17 protein-coding genes and 1 tRNA gene are annotated in these 20,395 nt (G+C 45.4%); 10 read left to right on the top strand and 8 right to left on the bottom strand.

Translation table 11 applies throughout. The features are described 5' to 3' along the window. The first annotated feature begins 20 nt into the window (after positions 1 to 20). Together LDX50_RS04555 and LDX50_RS04550 are read left to right on the top strand one after the other, a co-directional pair. On the top strand, positions 21 to 770 hold the full coding sequence (locus LDX50_RS04555; protein WP_338029990.1) for a 3-keto-disaccharide hydrolase: 750 nt from the start codon (positions 21 to 23) through the stop codon (positions 768 to 770). A 116-nt stretch (positions 771 to 886) separates the two neighbouring features. Further along, positions 887 to 1,534: a hypothetical protein gene (locus LDX50_RS04550; RefSeq protein ID WP_225697225.1), complete on the top strand. Its 648-nt coding sequence runs from the start codon at positions 887 to 889 to the stop codon at positions 1,532 to 1,534. Between the two features lie 32 nt (positions 1,535 to 1,566). Here LDX50_RS04550 and LDX50_RS04545 read toward each other — a convergent pair whose 3' ends face one another. Together LDX50_RS04545 and LDX50_RS04540 are read right to left on the bottom strand one after the other, a co-directional pair. Then, positions 1,567 to 2,103 (bottom strand): DUF1697 domain-containing protein, encoded by a 537-nt coding sequence (locus tag LDX50_RS04545; RefSeq protein WP_225697224.1) that lies wholly within the window; start codon positions 2,101 to 2,103, stop codon positions 1,567 to 1,569. Between the two features lies 1 nt (position 2,104). Next, positions 2,105 to 2,872: a glycosyltransferase gene (locus LDX50_RS04540; RefSeq protein WP_225697223.1), complete on the bottom strand. Its 768-nt coding sequence runs from the start codon at positions 2,870 to 2,872 to the stop codon at positions 2,105 to 2,107. A 252-nt stretch (positions 2,873 to 3,124) separates the two neighbouring features. On the opposite strand from LDX50_RS04540, the gene LDX50_RS04535 reads away from it, so the two are divergent. Then, complete coding sequence (locus tag LDX50_RS04535) at positions 3,125 to 3,667, top strand: ferritin (protein ID WP_225697222.1); 543 nt, start codon at positions 3,125 to 3,127, stop codon at positions 3,665 to 3,667. 168 nt (positions 3,668 to 3,835) lie between these two features. Here LDX50_RS04535 and LDX50_RS04530 read toward each other — a convergent pair whose 3' ends face one another. The 3 genes from LDX50_RS04530 to LDX50_RS04520 all read right to left on the bottom strand — a co-directional run bounded on the left by LDX50_RS04530 (position 3,836) and on the right by LDX50_RS04520 (position 6,978). Further along, positions 3,836 to 4,627, bottom strand: a complete 792-nt coding sequence (locus tag LDX50_RS04530; RefSeq protein WP_225697221.1) for an alpha/beta fold hydrolase — start codon at positions 4,625 to 4,627, stop codon at positions 3,836 to 3,838. Positions 4,628 to 4,688: 61 nt separating this feature from the next. After that, complete coding sequence (locus tag LDX50_RS04525; protein WP_225697220.1) at positions 4,689 to 5,789, bottom strand: AEC family transporter; 1,101 nt, start codon at positions 5,787 to 5,789, stop codon at positions 4,689 to 4,691. Between the two features lies 1 nt (position 5,790). After that, positions 5,791 to 6,978, bottom strand: coding sequence for a pyridoxal phosphate-dependent aminotransferase (locus tag LDX50_RS04520; RefSeq protein WP_225697219.1), 1,188 nt, complete (start codon positions 6,976 to 6,978; stop codon positions 5,791 to 5,793). A 355-nt stretch (positions 6,979 to 7,333) separates the two neighbouring features. Here LDX50_RS04520 and LDX50_RS04515 point away from each other — a divergent pair, with 355 nt between their 5' ends. The 7 genes from LDX50_RS04515 to LDX50_RS04485 all read left to right on the top strand — a co-directional run bounded on the left by LDX50_RS04515 (position 7,334) and on the right by LDX50_RS04485 (position 12,629). Further along, positions 7,334 to 7,690, top strand: a complete 357-nt coding sequence (locus LDX50_RS04515) for a PadR family transcriptional regulator (protein ID WP_225697218.1) — start codon at positions 7,334 to 7,336, stop codon at positions 7,688 to 7,690. Beyond that, positions 7,677 to 10,289, top strand: coding sequence for an ABC transporter permease (locus LDX50_RS04510; RefSeq protein ID WP_225697217.1), 2,613 nt, complete (start codon positions 7,677 to 7,679; stop codon positions 10,287 to 10,289). Before LDX50_RS04515 ends, LDX50_RS04510 begins: the two co-directional genes overlap by 14 nt. 113 nt (positions 10,290 to 10,402) lie before the next feature. Further along, positions 10,403 to 10,476: transfer RNA gene (locus tag LDX50_RS04505), tRNA-Asn, on the top strand. Beyond that, positions 10,453 to 10,641, top strand: a complete 189-nt coding sequence (locus tag LDX50_RS04500) for a hypothetical protein (RefSeq protein ID WP_225697216.1) — start codon at positions 10,453 to 10,455, stop codon at positions 10,639 to 10,641. Before LDX50_RS04505 ends, LDX50_RS04500 begins: the two co-directional genes overlap by 24 nt. A 13-nt stretch (positions 10,642 to 10,654) precedes the next feature. Beyond that, positions 10,655 to 11,005 (top strand): four helix bundle protein, encoded by a 351-nt coding sequence (locus LDX50_RS04495; protein WP_225697215.1) that lies wholly within the window; start codon positions 10,655 to 10,657, stop codon positions 11,003 to 11,005. Between the two features lie 201 nt (positions 11,006 to 11,206). Further along, positions 11,207 to 12,175, top strand: coding sequence for a Kelch repeat-containing protein (locus tag LDX50_RS04490; protein WP_225697214.1), 969 nt, complete (start codon positions 11,207 to 11,209; stop codon positions 12,173 to 12,175). 163 nt (positions 12,176 to 12,338) lie between these two features. Next, positions 12,339 to 12,629, top strand: a complete 291-nt coding sequence (locus tag LDX50_RS04485; RefSeq protein WP_225697213.1) for a hypothetical protein — start codon at positions 12,339 to 12,341, stop codon at positions 12,627 to 12,629. Positions 12,630 to 12,734: 105 nt separating this feature from the next. Here the strand turns inward: LDX50_RS04485 and LDX50_RS04480 are convergent, their stop codons facing one another. From LDX50_RS04480 to LDX50_RS04470, 3 genes are all read right to left on the bottom strand, one after another. Then, positions 12,735 to 15,620: a multicopper oxidase family protein gene (locus tag LDX50_RS04480; protein ID WP_225697212.1), complete on the bottom strand. Its 2,886-nt coding sequence runs from the start codon at positions 15,618 to 15,620 to the stop codon at positions 12,735 to 12,737. A gap of 451 nt (positions 15,621 to 16,071) precedes the next feature. Next, a complete protein-coding gene (locus LDX50_RS04475; protein WP_225697211.1) occupies positions 16,072 to 18,012 on the bottom strand; it encodes an outer membrane protein assembly factor BamB family protein in 1,941 nt (646 codons plus the stop codon). A 279-nt stretch (positions 18,013 to 18,291) separates the two neighbouring features. Continuing rightward, on the bottom strand, positions 18,292 to 20,280 hold the full coding sequence (locus LDX50_RS04470) for a DUF3604 domain-containing protein (RefSeq protein ID WP_225697210.1): 1,989 nt from the start codon (positions 20,278 to 20,280) through the stop codon (positions 18,292 to 18,294). Positions 20,281 to 20,395 lie beyond the last annotated feature (115 nt).

The following is a 20,395-nucleotide window of genomic DNA, read 5'->3' as shown; positions in this document are numbered from 1 at the left end:
TAACAAAAATTGAATAACAAATGATGAAGAATGTATATCTACTGGCAATTATACTGTTGGGTTTTTCCGCGTGCCAGAACAGTCAGCCCGCAGAAGAAGCAGAGGAGGAAATAACGGAAGAAGCTGCAATGCCGCAGGAATCTGAATGGATCATGCTGTTTGATGGCAGTAGTGCCGATGGCTGGAGAAGTTATAATGGCGAACCCGGGCTCCCCGGAAACTGGGTAATCGAGGATGGAGCTCTCAAATCCCTGGGAACCGGCGGCAATACCGATATCGGAGGTGATATCGTTTATGCGCCTCAGGAATTTGATAATTTTGAATTATCCCTCGAGTGGAAAATATCTGAAGGCGGCAACAGCGGAATATTCTATCATGTGCAGGAAGGCGAAAAATATGCTGCTCCCTATGAGACAGCTCCGGAGTACCAGGTACTTGATGATATCGGATATCCTGATCCCCTGGAGGAGTGGCAAAAGGTTGGGGCTGACTATGGCATGTATGTCGGTGATCCCGAAAAGAAAAAGGTAAAGGCTGCTGGCGAATGGAATACGACGCGGATAATCTTTACGCCTGAAAAGGTGGAATATTGGCTGAATGGTGAGATGCTTATCACCTTTGTGCCCTGGTCTGATGACTGGAAGGAGCGCAAGGCCGCCGGAAAATGGAAGGATTACCCTGATTACGGAGAATTCAAATCCGGACTGATTGGCTTGCAGGACCATGGCGACCTGGCCTGGTACAGGAATATCAAGGTTAAGGAACTTTAAGAATCCACGGTCCGGCTCTTTGAGAGCCGGACCTTTTTCTTTCCTGACGTCATCAGGGATTTGTGAATGTATTCCTTTCAGTCAACTCCGGATCAACTATTTTCGTAAAGTCCATTATGGCAAATCAGGATCTCCTGAATCTACTATCCACAGCCCAGGGCAAGGCAGACCAGGGCCCTAACCGGAATCTGGCAGAAAAACTAATCAGTAACCAGGATCAGCAAGGGCTTGCATATTTGATTTCATGCCTGGATCGGGAAGCCGGTATCAGGATTAAAACAGATATTCTTCTGTGCCTGTCTCATTTATCGGCATTGGCCCCGGAAATGCTGGTGCCTCATGTTAATAAAGTCTTTCCATTCCTGGAAAGTAAACATAACAGGGCGGTCTGGGCCACGATGATCACCCTGTCGAATATGACTTCCTTGATTTCCGACCAGCTTTATGCCCATTTGCCGTTGATTGTTGACAGGATAGAACACGGAACAGTAGTTACCAAAGACCATGGCATGGTTATACTCATCGGACTTTATCAGATTCCAGTGTACCGGGAAGATGCCTTTGAATTGTTTTGCGAACAATTGATCAATGCACCGGACAATCAATTAGGTCAGTACGGTGAAAAGATATTTGAAGTGCTTAGGGCTGAAGATACTCCCAAAGTCGTTGGAATTCTTCAACAAAGGCTTCCTGAACTGGTGAAGGATTCTCACATCCACCGAATTCAAAAACTGATCAGGAGGATTCAGAAATTTAATTTCTAATCCATCCTTAAAAGCGATTCGTTTGTTGAAGGTCAAAGCAGTTTGCTCAATTTCTCAATGGTATTCCAGTTCCGCGTTGTGTTATCCTTGCTGAAATGAAATACCAGGACTTTCATGGCTTCGGGTGTTCCTGTGACGGATATATCCAGGCTGCTGATCAGTATATTCTCCCGTCGATTGAGAAACCGGAGTGCGCCGTCTTCCGACGTCCACGGCAGCTTTGGCAATGGATTAATTATGGTACGGAAGAAGGTCACATAATTTCTGGTATCCGGTGTAATGTTTACAGTAGCAAACGGATTCTCCATCGTGAGAGACTCAATTTCATGTCCCGGAATGATAAAAACGGGTATGGAAAAACCGAACCGGCTTTCAAGAAAAGACTCGAAGTGTTCGCGTAATTCTTCACAATCATGTTTGTCGGTTGAGCTGAATACCACATTTCCGGAATTCAACAACGTACTTATATCGCTGAAACCATTTTCCGCAATACATTTTTTAAGGTCGGCCATGGGCACCTTATGATGGCCGCCTACATTGATTCCACGAAGCAAGGCTACATATTTCATCTTAATCGAGTCTGGTTGTTTTTAGCACTTTCGCTTTAAACTTTCGCCACCTCACCTGAAAGTTTTTATACCATTCGGGCTGATTCGCCTTATACCGGATTCCCCTGTGATAGCCAATATGTCGAACATAACCATCCAGTAACATGGCTCCCTTGTAGCCAAGTTCATAATATGCTTTGCCGATCGCACTTTCCCGGTCGAACTGTGAGATCGGTTTAACGAGTAAATAATCGGAATAACGGCGCAGGCCCGGGTTCAGGCTGAAACCATACCATGTGATTCCATTTTTCGGATGTGTATAGGTTGGATAGACGTACCTAAATTTGACCGGAGCACTTTTGCAGGTATGCACCTCTTTTTCGAACCGGCTTTCAGGTATTTCCTCAAATCCGCGCAGCCAGACATTCGAAATTTTTTCATCATGATCCAGGACCGCCATTGAATTTTCCACAAATCCTTTCCGGTAAAATTCCCAGTCGTCCTCACAGTGAAAAATGAATTCAGAGGTCACCTCTGAATAGGCCCGCTCGATACTCTTCATCTGTCCTAGTTGGGGGTCATTGTTCAGTGCAATAAACGCGATATCCGGAAATTTGGCCAGGACGCGAAGGAGTTTATCACGATTCGGACTGTCTTCAATGATGATATGCTGAGCAATGGGGTAGGTATTAAACTCAAAAAAACTCTTTAGGGTCTTTTCAAGAAGATCAAAGCGATTGCAGCTGGTGAGAACGAGCGATACGGTACGGCTTTCCGGTAATGAATCCATGGTTCAGCAATTATCTGAATTTTAAAATTAACCATCTTGCCGGTCTCTTTAGCAGAATTGAGGCCCAAATTCATATCAAAAAGTAAAAATACCATATTTATCTATGCTCGCATTTTTCCGTAATCTCCGTTAGAAACTTTGATTTGTTGGAAGGACTGGAAGATTTGTGTTTTCTTGTTTTATGGCTACTATCATCACATAATTTCCAGCAGGAATTTGTAATTTGGTGCTATAAAAATAATTGAAACAAACATGTCCAAACAATTAGTAACCCCCAGAAGATCTCTCACAGAAGAAACAGAAGCGCTGCTGAATAAGCAGATCATGATGGAAGGAAAGTCCTCCGCCTACTATTTATCCATGGCTTCCTGGTGTGATACCCAGGGATATGCACGTTCTGCTCAATTTCTTTACACACATTCGGAAGAAGAACGCGATCATATGCTTCGTTTGTTTAACTACGTGAATGATGCTGGCGGACATGCGTTACAGCCTGAAATTACCGGCATTAAACACAAATTCAAGAGCCTTCGGGAGGTCTTTGAATTGATCCTGAAGCACGAAATTGAAGTTACCCTTTCTATCAACAGCATAGTGGATCATTGTTTTCAGACCAAGGATTTTGCAACGTTCAATTTCCTTCAGTGGTTTGTGACCGAACAGCGTGAAGAAGAGACCCTCGCTCGTCGGGCCCTCGAGCTTTTCGATATCATTGGCGAAGAAGGCGTCGGACTCTGGACGATCGATCAGGAGATCGGTAACCTGGAAGGTGCAGAGGGAGAAGCGGAAGCGTAACTCTTTTTAGTCAGCCTGCCTGCCGGAGCGTGAGCGTAGGTAGGTAGTCAGCGCCAAAGGCGTCCGCCTCTGGCGGATAGTCAGTAGTGGCTGTTTGTTACCCCTTGTGGGCAGAAAGTACGTCCCCCCTCGAGGGGGGGTACAGGGGGGTGTAAATATCAAATTCCATCACCGGATCATTTCCGAAAAGAAGGTAAATACATTATTCACGAATTCCTGGTGATTAAATTTATCCAGTGGAGTATGTCCTTTGTCGGGAATCATCCAGAGTTGGGAATTGGGAAGAAAATCATGAAGCTCCACAGCGGTCTTCCAGCCGGCCACTGTATCGCGATCACCGGAGATTACGAGCGTCTTTACCCGAATATTTTGAAGCTCACCACGTGTGATGTGTACCTTATAATTAGTGTCTGAAGAAAAAAGTTCTTCCACTTGAGCTTCACCTCCTGGATGGATCTCATATAAATAATTGATATACTCCGGAGGCAGTTCTCTCCAGTTGAATTCACCCTGATTCTGTTCTGCTCCGTTGAAATCATAGACCGCGCCAATCACTACCATGGCTTCAATACGGTCGGGGTGACGGTTGGCCAGTTCAAGTGCGAGAATGCCGCCAAAGCTGAAGCCGATTATACGGACTTGCTCAAGTCCCAATTTATCCATCATCAACAGGATATCCATGGCTGCGGATTGTATGCTGAAGTCATCACGCAGAATACCGGAGTTTCCATGGCCATGCAGGTCTGGAACATATACTTCATATGTATCCATGAAATCATTAATAAAAGGCTTCCAGTAAGACCCGGACTGTACCCAGCCATGCAGCAAAAGCAAGGGTTCCCCCGAACCGTAAACTTCATAATAGAGATCAGTGTGATTCAGGCTGATGGTCTCCTGCTTTACCTGTGCCCGGACGAAAACCGGGGCAAGGAAGATAAGAATAAGAAATAATCGAAGCATGTGACCCTGTTGATTGTATCTTAAATCTACATTAATATAAGAAATACAGGAAACGCTTTATTTACTCAGCGTACTGATAATTGGTGGACTCAGTTACCTGTGTCGAATTTGTGCGTATTGCAATAACACGCTGGGAAATCCGGGGAAGTAAAGAAATAAGGAAAAGGGTGGCTCCAATTCCTCCCAGGTACCAGGGGTTGACAAAGTAACTTTCAAATGAAAACACGCCCAGTATGGTTAGTGTTGAAAAAGGCAGGGAGCAGGCAAGCACGGAAATAGCCATTTTAGTATCAAAAACCGGCTGGCCGCCCATCTGATTAATGGCGGTCATATGTGCATAGGGCCAAAAACTAGTTGCGCTTTGCGGAAAAACCACAATGAGCAGCGCCAGGGTCGGGGTGAGTGCGGGAACCAGTCCGATGATCAGGGCACTTGCCATAAAGGCGACACCTGACCGCCAGGTGAGCAGAAAGAATAACTGTTTCAAATCTCTCCATTTGATTCGTACGGATAGTCCGATGAATAGCAGGATCAGCGGCGTCATGATCATCGAAGCCCTTCCGATCCCATCCCGAAGGAAAGCCGGAAAAGTGCTCATATTCATGCCAAATGCCACCATTACCAGGGCGATGATGATGATCATATTGATGGGCTCATTGATCATGGCGACCATCAGGGATTTTAATTTCCCCATTCCGGTTGATTTTTCCTTCGACATCCCATGATACCAATGGATTGCGAGGAGATAGAGCAGGATCAGGACGAAGACCTTGTTTCCCACATCTGCGAGGGCTCCTAATGCCAAACCGTCCTCTCCCATAAATTCCGCCAGAAACGGAAAACAGGACAGACCGGGAGCCAGTGAAGGTATCAGCATCATAACGGTCAGGTGTTCTTTGGAATTCGGATTAAATCCGAAAGCAGGGCCAAAATATTTCACCAGGACAAGCATCAGGATATTAAAACCGAGAGCACCCAGCGGAAGAAATAAATAGCGGCTGTCGAACTGAATGGAGAGCAGCGCAATGAATATGGTTGCCGGCAATGCGATACTGAGAATGATGATTTTCAGCCCTTTTAATTCCCGGGCATCGGAGATCTTCTTTTGAAGGAGGATCCCCAAAACAATCAGAAATATAAAAACGAGTGATTGCTGGAACATATCAGCTCAAAACCGAAGCCAGTGCTTCTGTAAACAGTTTCGCTTCATCCATGGTGCCCATGCTTACGCGGCACCAGTTTTTGTCCATGAACTCAAAAGCACGGACGCCCACCTGTTTTTCATACATGTTTTTCAAAAACTCTTTGCCATCCATGGCAATAGGAAAAATCAGGAAGCTGGTAGAGGATGGGACAGGTTTGTAACCCATTTGTTTTACTGTTGTCGTAACGTATTCCCGTACTTCGGCATTCTTTTCACGCGACATGGTTAGGAAGTCCGCCGCATCCATACTGGCGAGCGCGGCCGCAAGAGAGGTTTGCGTTATTCCCATTCCACCCCGTGTGATGGTCTGGATCTTTTCGATCAGTGCCGGTTGGGCCACCATGTAGCCAACCCGTAATCCCGCCATTCCATGAATCTTTGAAAAGGTACGTGCTACGATCACGTCATATCCTTCCGCAACCAGGGATACCATGCTTTGCTTTGCACCGTCTTCCATGAATTCCAGGTAGGCTTCATCCACGAAAACCGGTGCTTTTTTTGAAACGGTTTTACAGAATTCCCTGAGCTTGCCGGAATCGGTGATGGAGCCGGTGGGATTATTGGGGTTGCAGACATAGACGAGTTTTGTGTTCTCATCGACAGCCGCGGCCATTGCATCAAGGTCATGACTCCAGTCGGAAGCCAGCGGAACCGGTTTCCAGGTGGCGCCTACAGATTCTGCGACATGGATGAGCGACATATAGCTGGGATCTGCCGAAACGACATTGCCAGGTTTCATAAAAAGTACGATGCCTACTTTTTCCAGCAGGTCTGACGATCCCGGTCCCATCATGATGTTTTTTGTTTCCACCTTTTCCTTCGCGGCGATTTTTTCTGTCAGCTCGCTGAGGGAGCCCCAGGCATAGCGGTTTCCTGATGAGGCAGCGTTTTTCAAGGCCTCGATGGCCTGCGGCGCAGGACCATAGGGGTTTTCATTGGCATTTAATTTTGCCTTCAGGACCGGTCTTTCATAGACGTTGGCGGGAAGGTATTCCTTGAAGAACGGACTATGAATGATATTTCCCTGGTGATCGGTGGTTACAGAATGGCGGAAGGACTCGCTGATGCTGATGTGGGACATGAGTGACATGCTTCCTGCGGAAAGGAGGCCAGACTTTAGCCAGGTACGACGTGAAATGGTCTTCATTTTTTGCTGCTTAGTGGTTGAATAATTATTCAAAATAATGCGGATATTCCACAATTAAAAGAATGGAAATTGTGGCGAAAAACTTCGATTAGAGGGAGATAGGGCAGTTTATTGCAATATTTTTTATTTCGGGGGCGCTTTCTGAAAGATTGTGATTTGCACCCTTTTGATACAGTGTAATTCTCAAATTATTCCAATCAAAAATTTTTGATTTTTTTTGAGCGTTTCAAGTATTGCGATCAGAGGCATACCAGTAATGAGCTCTCAATAAATTAAATCAACAAAAGTTGGGTGAAAGTGAAACGTAATGCATTGCATTACGTAATACATAGTACTACAAGGTATATAGAACTATATGTTATCAAAAAATTTAACTGCCGCTTCAACGAAACCCATTATTCTTGGAGTACTGAAACAAGGCCGGAGTTACGGGTATCTGATCATTAAAAAGATAAAGGAAATGTCTGGCGGAGATATGGAATGGTCGGATGGAATGATTTACCCGGTATTGCACCGGCTGGAAAAGGAAAACCTGATTGTATCGGATTGGGTGATGTCTGATGACAGCCGGCCCAGAAAGTATTATGAAATCACGGAGCAAGGAAAACTCGAGCTGGAAGCCGAACGACAACAGTGGTCGAAGGTGAATGAGGTTCTCGATATGGTTTGGAAAGGTCAGATTCCAAATATGATGCCTGATGGAGACATTTGATCTGGATAAGGAGATGCACAAATGGTTGCGCTCATTCCGGCGCTACCGCCCATTTAATCACGGTTCCATTCGTGAATTGGAATTGCATATGCGGGATTATATAGATGACCTGGTTGGTCAGGGTTTATCTGTAGAGGAAGCATTCGAAAAAGCAAGGACGGACTTTGGGGAACCTGATGCTGTTGCCCGGGAAGAAAACTGGAACATTCAAAAAAGAAGGAACATTAACTCAATAATCAACAACACTATGATCAGCTCCTATATTAAGGTGGCCATACGCCACTTCGGAAAACACAAATTCCATTCAATATTGAATCTGGCAGGCCTCACAACAGGGCTGGCCATTGTTTTTCTGATTGCCTTGTTCGTCACCGATGAATTGAGTTTCGACAATCATTTCAGTAAGAAAGATCATTTATATCGTGTCGTGGAGAACCAGTATTATTCCGGACAGCCTGTTTTTCCGGTAGCCGTTACTCCCACGGCGCTGTCGCCAGCTTTATCAGACCAGTTTCCGGAAGTGTTAAAATCTGCACGCGTGAGTCCGCAGGACATGCAGATCCGGGTTGACGATGTGGTATTCAATGAGCGCGGCGGGTTAATGGCGGATGCTGACTTCCTGGATATGTTTGATGTGGAGATTCTTGCGGGGGACATTACCGGATTCCGGGAGGATGTTCGGGCTGTAGTACTTTCGGAGGAGCTTGCAAAGAAATATTTTCCGGATGGGGATGCAGTCGGAAAACCCTTAAACCTGGATGATGAAGAATTTATGGTGCGGGCCATAATGGCTGATCAGAAGGCCAATACCCATTTGCCCTTCAAATACCTGTTTAATTTTGAATATTATCTTTCCTTTGATCCATCCAGAAGCGAAAGCTGGGGTTCTAATTGGCTGTATACCTATGTGGAGATGGACCCAAATTCAGATGCCACGGCGCTGAACGATAAGATTACCTCACTGATCAAAGAAAATCAGGAAAACTCATCCACCGAAATATACCTTCAACCCCTCACGGATATTTACCTGGGCGAAGTTGATTTTGTTGTTGAGGCTCCTGAAAAGGGCGAAATGCTTTATGTGAAAATATTTATTCTGGTTGCCTTATTTATCCTCCTAATCTCATGCATTAATTTCATGAATCTGGCCACGGCCAAATCAGAAAACCGTGCCAAGGAAGTAGGGCTGAGAAAAACGGTAGGAGCCAATCGCCCCGAACTCATGTTGCAATTTCTGAGCGAGTCTGTATTCATGGCATTCATTGCTGTATTGCTCGCAATTGGGGTCGTAACTCTGCTATTGCCCTATTTTAATGAAATAACAGGAAAGCAAATTGAGCTTGCAACTCTCTGGAATTTGGAATGGGGATTTAAATTATTGCTCATCATTTCAGGGGCTGCACTGACCACGGGACTGCTGGCAGGATTTTACCCGGCCGTAATACTAAGTAAAGCACGACCTGCTTTAACACTTAAGAATAATGGCCAGTCGGTGCAAAGTGCGGGATGGTTCAGAAAAGCACTTGTCATCACCCAGTTTACAATATCGGTTGTTTTGATTATCGGTACATTGGTGGTGGTTCAGCAGGTGCGGTTCATACAGCAGGTTGACCTTGGGTATGACAAACATAACCTGGCGTATATTAATGTTCCTTTAGATAAAGCTGCAAATTTCACCAATGAACTCAGGAATGAAACCGAGGTGTTGGCGGCGGGTCTTACGAATATTCACCCTGGCTATGTTATGAACAGTACTTCCGGGTACAGCTGGCAAGGCAAGAATCCGGATGAGAACATATTGATTCATCAGTTTGGCGTTGATGAGCACTACATGTCGGCCATGAATATGCGACTTGTAGATGGCAGGGGATTTACCAGAAATGATTCACTTGGCGTGATCATCAATGAGCGTGCCGCTGAGATCATGGGATTCGACTATCCTGTCGGACAAACAATAGAATCGGGGGATGACAAACTTACCATAATTGGAGTCGTGGCGAACTTTAATTTCAAGTCTATTCACACGGCCATTGAGCCATTGCTGATCTATCTGGCCAGCGATCCCGGCAGGGTATTTATCAGGTACAAGCCGGGCAATGAGGAACGTATCAGGGAAATTGCAGAGAGTACCTGGACATCAAATTTTCCGGATCTGGTATTTCAGCTTAATTATCTTGATGACGACTGGAGTGACATGTACCAGGCGGAAGAACGAACGGCTCGTCTTTCCACCTTTTTTGCAGCAATCGCCATTATTGTAAGCTGTCTTGGGCTGTTCGGACTGGTATCATATACTGCCGAAAAGCGAACACGTGAGATTGGTATTCGAAAGGTGCTGGGTGCTTCTGTACCAAGAATATTTGTAATGCTGGCTACAGATTTTACCCGGCTGATCCTGGCCTCCCTGATACTTTCGATTCCTATCGGATGGTACTTAATGAACCGCTGGCTTGAGGGTTATGCATATCACATTGAGATGTCATGGGTGACGGTTGCATTCACTGTTGTTGGGGTTCTTCTTATTACGCTGGGAACGATCAGTTATCAGTCCATCAAAATTTCAATGACAAATCCGGTGAATGTACTTAAGAGCGAGTAACGCTGGTTTTAAGGCTGTGTAGCCCTGCTGCTGATAAAAGTGAAAAATCTTTTTGGCAGATATTGGATAATTCTGAAGGAACCTCTAATATTGCAATCCATTTGGGAAAATATTCCCCCTTAGCTCAGTTGGTTAGAGCGGCTGACTGTTAATCAGTAGGTCCTTGGTTCGAGCCCAAGAGGGGGAGCAAAAACAGGAACAGTTCGAGGATACAGGATACAGGTATCTTCGAACTGTTTTTGTTTTTACCTGCTTTGCACTCCGAAGTTTTAACGAAGGAGTGCTAAGTCCTCCGAAGCATTGCGAAGGAGGATATCCTGTTCCTGTATCCTTTCTGATGTCCGTGGCGTGAGATAAAATGCTATGTGTTCCATTACAAAACATTACAGGTTTATCAGACAGCCAAAGACCTTTATCGATATATTAGGAACATATTAACAGTCAGTAAGCCGGATAGAATTATTGCTGATCAACTTCACCGGGCAAGCTTAAGTGTACTTCTAAATATCGTGGAGGGTGCCGGGCGACGTACTGCACCTGACAAAAGAAATTTCTACGTGGTGGCGAGGGCATCAGTATTTGAAGTATCTGAAATCTGTGATATTTTACATGAAGAGAAGTGTATCTCTTCAGAAGAGTTAGAAAAGCTCAATGATACGCTGGAACAGCTTTCCAAAATGCTCTTCAAAATGATTCAGGTGTATACCAAAAAGTGATTTATATAGTCTTGATACTATTTTAGAAATTAGGATTGTCTGATTGGCGGCAAAAAGCTGAAGAGCTTAATCAGCCTTGCGCCTCTTCACTTATTTACTGTTGTTGCCTTAGCTGATAATTTTATGAACAGTTTTTAGCCTGTCTCGCGGTATGAATATATCTGAATTATTGTATTTTGTTTGTAACCAACCAAAATCATCATGCGATACGTAGTCTTAATTCTTTCCCTGCTCATGGCAACCTGTGGAATTGCCCAGGAATGGAGCACTTTAGAAGGTTCGAATAACTGCACTCCAAGACATGAAAATTCACTTACGGCGGTTGGAAATACACTTGTGCTTCTTGGTGGACGTGGACTTCGGCCGGTCGAATCATTCGACATTGCTTCAAACACTTGGAAACGGCATATTGAGACACCTCTGGAAATGAGCCATTTTCAAGCCATTACTTTCCAGGGTGAAGTTTGGGTATTGGGCGCATTTACAGGTCCATACCCACATGAGATACCCATACCTGATGTCTATATATTCAACCTGGAGAAAAATGAATGGCGCAAAGGGCCGGTGATTCCTTCCGGGCGCAGGCGCGGTGCGGCCGGGGCATTTGTTCATAATGATAAAATTTATTTGATTGGCGGTGAGGTTGATGGACATTATGACGGGACACAGGCCTGGTTTGATGAATTTGACCCTTCGACAAATTCCTGGAAAATTCTCCCTGATGCACCAACTGCCCGGGACCATATAAGCGCTTCCGTGGTGGATAATAAATTAGTGATTGCCGGCGGAAGACAATCAAGCGCAAAGACAAACAAAGTATTGGAAACTACGCTTGCCTCAGTAGATATCTATGATTTCGAAACAGGAGAATGGTCAACGCTCTCTGCTGAAAAAAATATTCCAACAGAACGGGCAGGTGCATCCTCCGTAGCATATGGCCAGTTGGTTCTTATCATTGGTGGGGAAAGTGGTGCGCAGGAGTCCTCTCACAGCGATGTAGAAGGATTTAATACATCGACCATGACCTGGAAAAAACTCCCGTCCATGCAACAGGGACGACATGGAACGGGGGCAGTCAATGTCAATGGAAAAATATACGTTGTGGCAGGGTCCGGTAATCGTGGAGGCGGACCTGAATTAAGCAGTATGGAAGTCCTTACTCCGGATTAATTTCCTGAAATATTGAATTCTCAGGATCACACATATGTCGGGGGTACCAATATTTATATTCTGGACTTTTTCTTTTACTTCAGGCCTTTCGATCGGATTAAGACGAATATCACAAACTCGGCAAACGAATTAACTTATCATAAAAGTTTTAAATTTAGCCTATATGAATAGTCCCCTTAAAGGCATTTTAATTTTTCTCCTGATACTTCTGGCCTTTTCTGGAAACATCCTATGGTACTGGATGAAGAATATTCTGAAGCAGAGTGGATATGAGGTTTACGCGTTCGCGGTTCATTGGGCAGATTTTGGCAATATGGTAAATCTTATCCGCCGGACAGAAGAAGTTGAGTTGAAACGAAAATATAAGAGGATACTATGGTCATTACTCATTATTCTGGTTATTTTCATTTCCATCGCATACTTGCTTATAGTTCGACTCGACAGTGGGATGTAAATATACGTCCAACCAGTTGAAGCCGGTGGCCTAAATAAGCAGTATCGGCCAAATCCAGCAATCCAGCGATTTCAGGGAAATTTGCTCATCAAAAAACCCCTGTTATCAATCCTCCAATTTGGGAATTTTGAGTTCAAAACCAGGATACTCCTGATAGGCGATATGATTCGGATCGATAAAACTCAGGTTCTGACGGTACATAAGTTCCAATGACGGTTTGGGATAAATGGCATCCACTTCTGAGCCATTCATGCCGTGTTCAGCGACCTTCTGTTTGCCATTATAATTAACACCCTCGGCTTCTTCCTGGCAATCTACCATCTGCATCATGCCATTGTCCTCGTGAAGCAGCAGATGGCAGTGATTGACCCACTGCCCTGCAAAATCATCGAAACGGGTACGGAATACCACGCGTCCACCATGGCGTGGAATCGGAACCGTATCCATCCATACGGGTTCCGGCAGTATATTGTGCAGATCACCGTTTTCATCCGGTACGTCGATTCGTAAGACCCACATCGGGTTCACATGGATATGGAACGGGTGATCCACTCCTTTAGTAGAAATGATGAACTCCGGATCTTTGGCAAAACGGTCTTGCCCCTCCTTTCTGGAAATTGGATACGAAACATAATGAGCTCCATATGAACCCGGTTGGGGAAATCGTTTTCGATCTGAATGACACCAGAGCATCTGTGAGCAGTTGTATAGCGCCCATTCCTCGGCAGTGTTTACCAAAACCCTGGTACGTTTCGGGTCATTGTGCGCGAACTTTCGTGGCAATCCGGGGTCCGGGTTTTTAGACAGGTCAAATTCCGAATTAATCGCCATGGTGCGGGTAAGGTTGGGCATCAATAAATCCACCCCCTGATGATTCCCCCAGAGCATATTCTTTTGATCAGCCCATTTCTCGGTAAAACCTTCCGGGACTTTAATGGTTGGCCAATCTGTTCCTCCAGTACCGGAGTAACTGATCACACGCGTTCTGTGTTGCCCGGGCTTAGCTCCGGTGATTGAGGCCTCCTTTTGCGGAACCTTGAGTTCATCTGCCCGAACTGGTTGAAGCAGCGGCGGAACAGGTGGCAGATATGTATTCAAAGATTGGATATCGAAATCACCTCCTTCAACCGGTTTTCCTTCTACATGAATGTACGCGACTACCACATCAAAAAGTGGCCGCCTACCACCAGATTCGGGCCTGACTACTTGCCTCTGTAAAACTTCTTGCATGGAATCGGCATGTATATGTGCCTCCCTTGCAAATATGGTAAAGATCTGATCCGCCGAATCCAAAGGAGCCTTAAACAAAATATCAGTACGATTAGCGTTTACCATGTAAACTTCGTTAGGACGAACGAAAGAGCGTCGTAAACTATCACCATCTCTGAAAACAGCTTCAAAACCTCGCAGTTTGGCAGTAGCGTCACTTTCGCCGGGTAAAGGAGTGGTTATGTAGGGATTGGTTGTGCCGGCATTCTGACGTGAGAGGTCTTTAATTTCATGCCGGACCTTTCCGTCCCGCTCGACTACTCGTGTAATACCGTCAATTGCTAGTTGGTGAAGATCCAGCTTGTTTTCTTCAAAGTCCTTATCGGTTACAGCTATTAAGCGACGCGAATCTTCTTTTTCACCTTTTACAGTTTCGACACGATACATTTGGCCGTTCTTTTGTGTGTATTGGCCTTTTAGCACCATGAAACGCTTAGTGCCTGCCCCATCCACACTTCCATTGAGCACCCGCCACCTTTCCACGGCTCCGGGACGCATCCGAATTACCCTGGGTTTGACCAGGCCATTGACCGCCGGGAATTGTGGGAAACGTAATTGTCCGCGTCTGGGGCCTGCATCCAGGTCGCTGGCTGCCACGAATACGCGTTGTAAAAAGATCAGCCTTTCCCGGTAATCCCATCGACCTGTTTTCAATTCAGGGTCCGGACTCGGATCTCCCGTCATTACTTTGTTAATTTCCTCATCTACGTCCCCTTCGATAATCAGGAATCCTGCCATGCCGCTAGCCACCTGGTCGTGAGTCGCTCCATGTGAATGCGGATGATACCAATGTGTTCCGGGAGGGTGCGGCATCTGCTGACCATTACGATCAAAGGAAAGCTGTATCTTGTATTCCAATTCTCCCACATGTTCATTAGGATCCAGTTCCGCATTTCCAATGGCCTTCCTCGCTTCCCAGTCAGCTTGTGGAATAATACGAAGAAACAGATTATCCGAGTGGCTCCCGTCCTTATTGCGCTGCGGTTCCACGTGCAGGCCATGAGTGTGTAAATTGGTGGTGTGGGCTCCATGCAGACCATTGATATGACCGCCCAGATTCCAACCAGGAAGCAACTTTACGGGAATGACCTCATTTACCTGTTCCGGGTATAAAAACGGTAAAAAAAAGTCGGGCAGGTTTGTATTTCTGTCGGGTACCTGCTCCTTGATGAGTGAAATAACTTGATTGCGAACAGCCGGGACTAATTCGAGAGGATCCGGTGCGGGACCCACCGGGGTATTTTGCTGATTTTGATCCAAATGATTCCGCACTCTGAACCGTACCGTTCCGTCACTTTTCACGCGTATTGTCGGGCCTGGACTCGTTCCTCCGTAACTGAACAACGATGCTCCCTGGTCCCCCGGTGAAGTCGAATCACCCGGGTTTTGGAATTCAACCACATTTAACTCCAGGCAGGAGTCTCGCCACCGCTCCGGGCGCCAAACCCAGGGCTCCTGCCAGGTTTCCGTCGGCATATTTGCCGGATTAACCAGGTCGCCCACCTCAGGCATCGCCTGGCTCTCCACAGAATCAGGAACGACCGGTTCAATGCTCGTGACTTCTGCAAGTTGGGATGAATTGCTGGTATTTTGATTTATTGCGCAACCAGTAAGTGTGGAAGCTACTCCGGTAGCGCTGAGCATGAGGAACTTGCGACGGTCAAAACCTGAAGGATTCACTTCCTTAGGTTCATCTGTAATGTTTTTCTTGGTTTGGGTCAATGGAAAGTAGTTTTTCGGTCAAAATTGATTTGAGGAGGAGAGTTTACAATAAGCGTTTTTCATATCAATAATTACCGCAACTACGTATAAAGCCATTTTCAACTCACCAATGCAATTTCAATATATAAATTATCCATTAAACTGAGGTCAATCAGGACTGGAATTATGATATAACACTGAATCGTGCTCGACTTGTTAAAACCCTAAAAACATACAACTTACATTAATTCTATAGTTTAATTGATGTCTGTTCTCAGCTTACTTAAGCTGCAAATATTTATCAACATTTCAACCCAGGATAATTAAAATAGCCCTTCAATTTTAAAGTGAATTGTTGGGGAGGCGAGAATTAAAAAAGCAGCCTTTTTCGCTGCTTTCTTTATTGAGCTTGAGTGCGATTGGCCCGGAAGCTAATCCGCGCTGCTCGGGGAATACCAATTTCCCCGTTTTATTACAGCTTATACCCTTTAATCGAATCAGGTCCCGTGCGATAAAATACATACCCAAGGACGCCGTCCATGGCATAGTCGGGATTCCGGTCACTTCCAAGGAATATTTTGCCTTCAACTTCACCGGTGTCTTTATTTACCTGAAGAAGTGCATTTTGCTGATCTACTCTTGACAGAATGATCAGATAATTTTCCCCTTCTGAAGTTGCCTTAAAGCGGGCATTTGCCATTTGAAATGATTGCTTTGCAAAGCCCGATGCCTGATTGCCCAATTCTCCATAGGCTTGTCCGAGCCCATTGGCAATGGAGGAAACGGCAACGTCGTCTGAATACTCCTGGCTAATGGCCCCTAATTGCGCTGCCGCACTATAGGAAACCACGCTCACATAGGAAGCATATATCGCGTTGGCATATCGAAGGGCACGCAAAACCCCTGGTTCCCTTGGCGCTTCGAAGTAACTGGTGTAAACTACTTTTCCATCCTGGTCCAATAACAGCATATTCTGTTCCGAAGAAACCAGCAAGCCACTTTCCCGCATTTCAAGATTTGTCGGTATTTCCTTTCCTTCAAATCGGATGTCCGGCGAGAATATGCTTGTTTTTGCCGTATTCTTGTCTAATTTCTTAATGACCTGATGTTTCACGTCGTAGGCGTACAGTACATCTTTGTTTTGTACAATGGCCCTGTTCACAGAAATCTGGTCTTTTAAAAGCAATTCGCCTGTTGCGGGGTCGAGGATATTTAATTCCTCTGTTGTGATGAACAGAAGTCCGTTCGATGTCTTCTCACTAAAAGTAAGGCGACCGTCAATTTTCACAGGCTTGTCAAACGTGAGCAAGCCCTGGTTCACATCCAGGTAAGAAATAAAATCTTTTTCTCCCTGACGGGTCACCAGCAGCAAGCCATCTCCAGCCACAACATAATCGTATATTCCACCCTTGATCCTTACGCCTTTTCCCTTCTTACCCCACATGCCTTCTCCGGTAGCGTAGTCATACAGGTTAATGATGGTTCCACCACCGTTATCAGGCAGGGATATAAATCCGTTGTCGGCAAAGTGCAATGTGCCCATCATTCCGTTTACCTGAATATCGTCTTTCCAGAGTTTCTCACCAGTGCTCAGGGAGAACGCGATGTAGGTGGTGTTCATCTGTGGAACATCACCCGTGCTCATTGTAAAACCGCTGTTAGACGCAGATCCTTCCTGTTCACTGGCAATGATAAACATGTCATCGGTAGGATGCTGGAAGAAACCCACATTAATATCCATCTTGTTTGCCATGGAAGTCGTTGCATCCTTCAGAAGAGAACCCAGGGCACCCATTTTTTCAAGTTGTGAATTGGCATCCGAAATTTCATTCTTCCAGATAATATCTCCTGAAGTTGTATTGACTTTGTAGTTGAAAAACAGTGTGACTATTAGTACTTCATTGGCTGATACCTCGCTTACTGCGACAACGCGCCCGTAATCTTCCCGGATTGACCAGGCGATCTCACCTGTTTCCAGCGAAGCCATAACGATAGTTTCATCATTGCTTATGTTCTTTCCGGATATCAGGATGCCATTCGATTCATACAGTACATGCTGGTCAATAATTTCCTTTATTCCAGCCTTATTGCTGTCAAACTTCTTTTCTCCGGTAAATGGATCAAGAAAAGCGATGTCTGTACCGATATTCACAGAAAGTAACGGCGATCCGTCCATTTGTTCGACGGCTTCCATAGGAACATTCGCAAATTCAGGGGCCGACCACAATCGCTGGCCCGTATCAGGATTGAACGCGGATAAAGACCGGCTCCCGCCTACAATGTAATGACCATAGGAGGTAACCTGTTGCCAGTTTATGTTTTCCGTGTGATTTTCAGTCCACAGTTCTTTTACCTGACCAATGGCAGAGGTAAAGAAACTAAATGCCAAAAGAGTAATAATTGAAATTCGCATAATTGTTGTATTAATCCGTAGGAGGGACTACCTGGGTATTTCCTCGTCTAAAAAATTGGCTTTCAAAAAATTATGACGAAAGGTACTATCTATCTGAGGTATAAGTATGTCCTATAATCTTTGATTAGTTGCACAAGTTTGTTTTTCAATCGAATTGTTCTAAAAAGTAACCAAGCCGATGACAGACATCGGATGTGGCTTGTTTTGCAATCGCTAGAAAAAAGAAAGTCCGGGATTCGTTTCAAGTGCCCCGGACTTTTAAGTTAATTCCGAATTAAGTTATTCCGGCATATACCAGATTGGTGAGGTATAGGCCCGTTCCTGGATTATCATTGGAACTTCCTCAGGCAGTTCAAGCTTGAATCGTTTTGCTTCATAAGCCGTCCAGCGCGGTGTAGGAATTTCTATTACACGGGCGTAGTAAAAGCATTTCAGGTCCGGGTCAAAATCCGGATCTTCCCAGACAGTTATTAATTCCGGTGAGCCAATGCTGTTTTTCCAGGTGGCATTTGCTACATCTACCGTATTTCCAACAGCGGGTAATTTACCGTCCCTGCCTTTCCTGCGATTATCTGACCACGCCACATCATACACTTTTTCGTGTGTATTCCCGTCTTTATCCAGCCATCCCTTGACAACCTGGATCCGGTCTAGGTTAGCGCCGATAGGATCCCGCAATGCAGCCACAAGGAAAGTCGGTGACTTGTCTTCTGATCGTGCTTCCAGCATACCTCCCATTGGAACACCCTTATCATATCCGATCCATCCGGGTTCCCGTGCTTGCGCATCCTCCTCAACAAAATTCCAGCCTCCAAAAAAGCGAACTGTTATTCGAGGACCGGTCGATGCATATGTTTCCCTGCGCATCATGGCGTCCCAGATTGCTTCTCGTGTATTCTCTGCCGCCCATACTGCGGTGTATCCACCGGATGCCTGTCTCCATCCAAGAATTTCTCTTCCGTCGAACGATAAAACCACATGTTCCCATCGCGTGGGCGATGGCTCTACCCCGGAATGCTTCCCGAAAAAATTATCCTCTTCCACTGCAGATAATGCGGTGTGGGCATCGGTTCCGCCTGCCGCTCCGACCATGAACGGATTCGCGCCGATTTTTTCAGAGAGCATAATGCCATTTTTTAAAGCTTCCCGCCAGTATTCATGATTCAGCATTCCGGAATCCTTTGGAGTCAGGTTCAGATTGCCCTCATCCCATGTTTCAAAATCAGCAAACTCATCTTCAGGTGAAAACAGTGGATGGGCTTCTCCGTCACCCTTAATTTGTGTGACTTCGTAGATGGGCTCAAATCGTTGCCTCCTATTCGCGTATTCCATGGTTAATGGTTCACCGCCATAAGTTTCGAAAGCAAACATGAGACCGTTTGAAAGATTTCCGTTATGCGGGATGGCAAGCACGCGATCACCGGTTTCTTTTTCATAATTCTCCATCCAGCGCCACAAATCTTCAGGGTCTACACTCTCAAAGGTTGTGTACGGAAGTAACTGATCAGCCTCGTTTTTGCCGCCTCTGTAAATGACATTTCGATGCATGTTATTTCCCGGGCCGGGATTGGGTGTCCATTCATAGCCGATCAGTGCGGTGAATCGCCCCGGCTCATTGTATTCTTCAATGATGGAAGTATAGTCGGACCATGAGCTGCGAAAAACAGATTCGTTCTTAAGAATCTCAGGCAAGGTGCCATTACCTTGTGCCTGGATTGCCTCCATAGCGGCGGTTGTTATTGCGTCTATATCACCACTTTGCATGGCTTTATTCCACCGTCGAACCGTGGGGTCATCCATCACCAGCGGATCTGATGCGCGCATGAGAGGGGTTGCACCCAGCAAGTCTGAGTGATCTGTCATTGCCAGCCAATCCAGTGGTCTTGATAATTGAACCGGCACACCCCAGGTAGTTTCCACCTGTTCCCCTCGTGCGAATTTCATCGCTTCTTTCGGGCCGAGTGAATTTATAAAACCTGCATCGAATGACCAGCCCGAATGAATATGCTGATCTCCCCATAAAGGTCTGGTAGGAAATTTTCGATTAGCATAGGGCGAAAAACTTCTTTCACCAAGCCGGGAAGTTTGTGAAATTGCTGAAGGGTCAATGGACATATCTCCATGATGTGCGTCTCCTTCAGGTGGTGTCCTGTTTAATTCTTCAGTACTTACTTGTTGTTGATCTCCCTGAACGTCATTATCCTTCTTACAAGAAGTAAACATAGTTATGATTGCGCCAAAGAAGAGGAATAGTAAAAATCGACTCATTTGTAATATTATTATTGATCACATAATTTAATCATATCTGCTGAATTAATATGTGTAAAGTGATGATTTTAGAAGTCTTTTTACCATTTTAAGTGCTGATTATCTGATAATATCA

The organism is Fulvivirga sedimenti (genome assembly GCF_020328055.1).
Note: the sequence above shows the minus strand (reverse complement) of the source record. Positions and strands in the feature narration are given on the sequence as shown.

Excerpts from the sequence above, each read along its gene's own strand:
- LDX50_RS04470 (WP_225697210.1), bottom strand. The coding sequence starts at position 20,280 with ATGAGTCGATTTTTACTATTCCTCTTCTTTGGCGCAATCATAACTATG.
- LDX50_RS04525 (WP_225697220.1), bottom strand. The coding sequence starts at position 5,789 with ATGTTCCAGCAATCACTCGTTTTTATATTTCTGATTGTTTTGGGGATC.
- LDX50_RS04530 (WP_225697221.1), bottom strand. The coding sequence starts at position 4,627 with ATGCTTCGATTATTTCTTATTCTTATCTTCCTTGCCCCGGTTTTCGTC.
- LDX50_RS04555 (WP_338029990.1), top strand. The coding sequence starts at position 21 with ATGATGAAGAATGTATATCTACTGGCAATTATACTGTTGGGTTTTTCC.
- LDX50_RS04515 (WP_225697218.1), top strand. The coding sequence starts at position 7,334 with ATGTTATCAAAAAATTTAACTGCCGCTTCAACGAAACCCATTATTCTT.
- LDX50_RS04510 (WP_225697217.1), top strand. The coding sequence starts at position 7,677 with ATGGAGACATTTGATCTGGATAAGGAGATGCACAAATGGTTGCGCTCA.
- LDX50_RS04485 (WP_225697213.1), top strand. The coding sequence starts at position 12,339 with ATGAATAGTCCCCTTAAAGGCATTTTAATTTTTCTCCTGATACTTCTG.
- LDX50_RS04550 (WP_225697225.1), top strand. The coding sequence starts at position 887 with ATGGCAAATCAGGATCTCCTGAATCTACTATCCACAGCCCAGGGCAAG.
- LDX50_RS04545 (WP_225697224.1), bottom strand. The coding sequence starts at position 2,103 with ATGAAATATGTAGCCTTGCTTCGTGGAATCAATGTAGGCGGCCATCAT.
- LDX50_RS04520 (WP_225697219.1), bottom strand. The coding sequence starts at position 6,978 with ATGAAGACCATTTCACGTCGTACCTGGCTAAAGTCTGGCCTCCTTTCC.
- LDX50_RS04475 (WP_225697211.1), bottom strand. The coding sequence starts at position 18,012 with ATGCGAATTTCAATTATTACTCTTTTGGCATTTAGTTTCTTTACCTCT.
- LDX50_RS04540 (WP_225697223.1), bottom strand. The coding sequence starts at position 2,872 with ATGGATTCATTACCGGAAAGCCGTACCGTATCGCTCGTTCTCACCAGC.
- LDX50_RS04535 (WP_225697222.1), top strand. The coding sequence starts at position 3,125 with ATGTCCAAACAATTAGTAACCCCCAGAAGATCTCTCACAGAAGAAACA.
- LDX50_RS04490 (WP_225697214.1), top strand. The coding sequence starts at position 11,207 with ATGCGATACGTAGTCTTAATTCTTTCCCTGCTCATGGCAACCTGTGGA.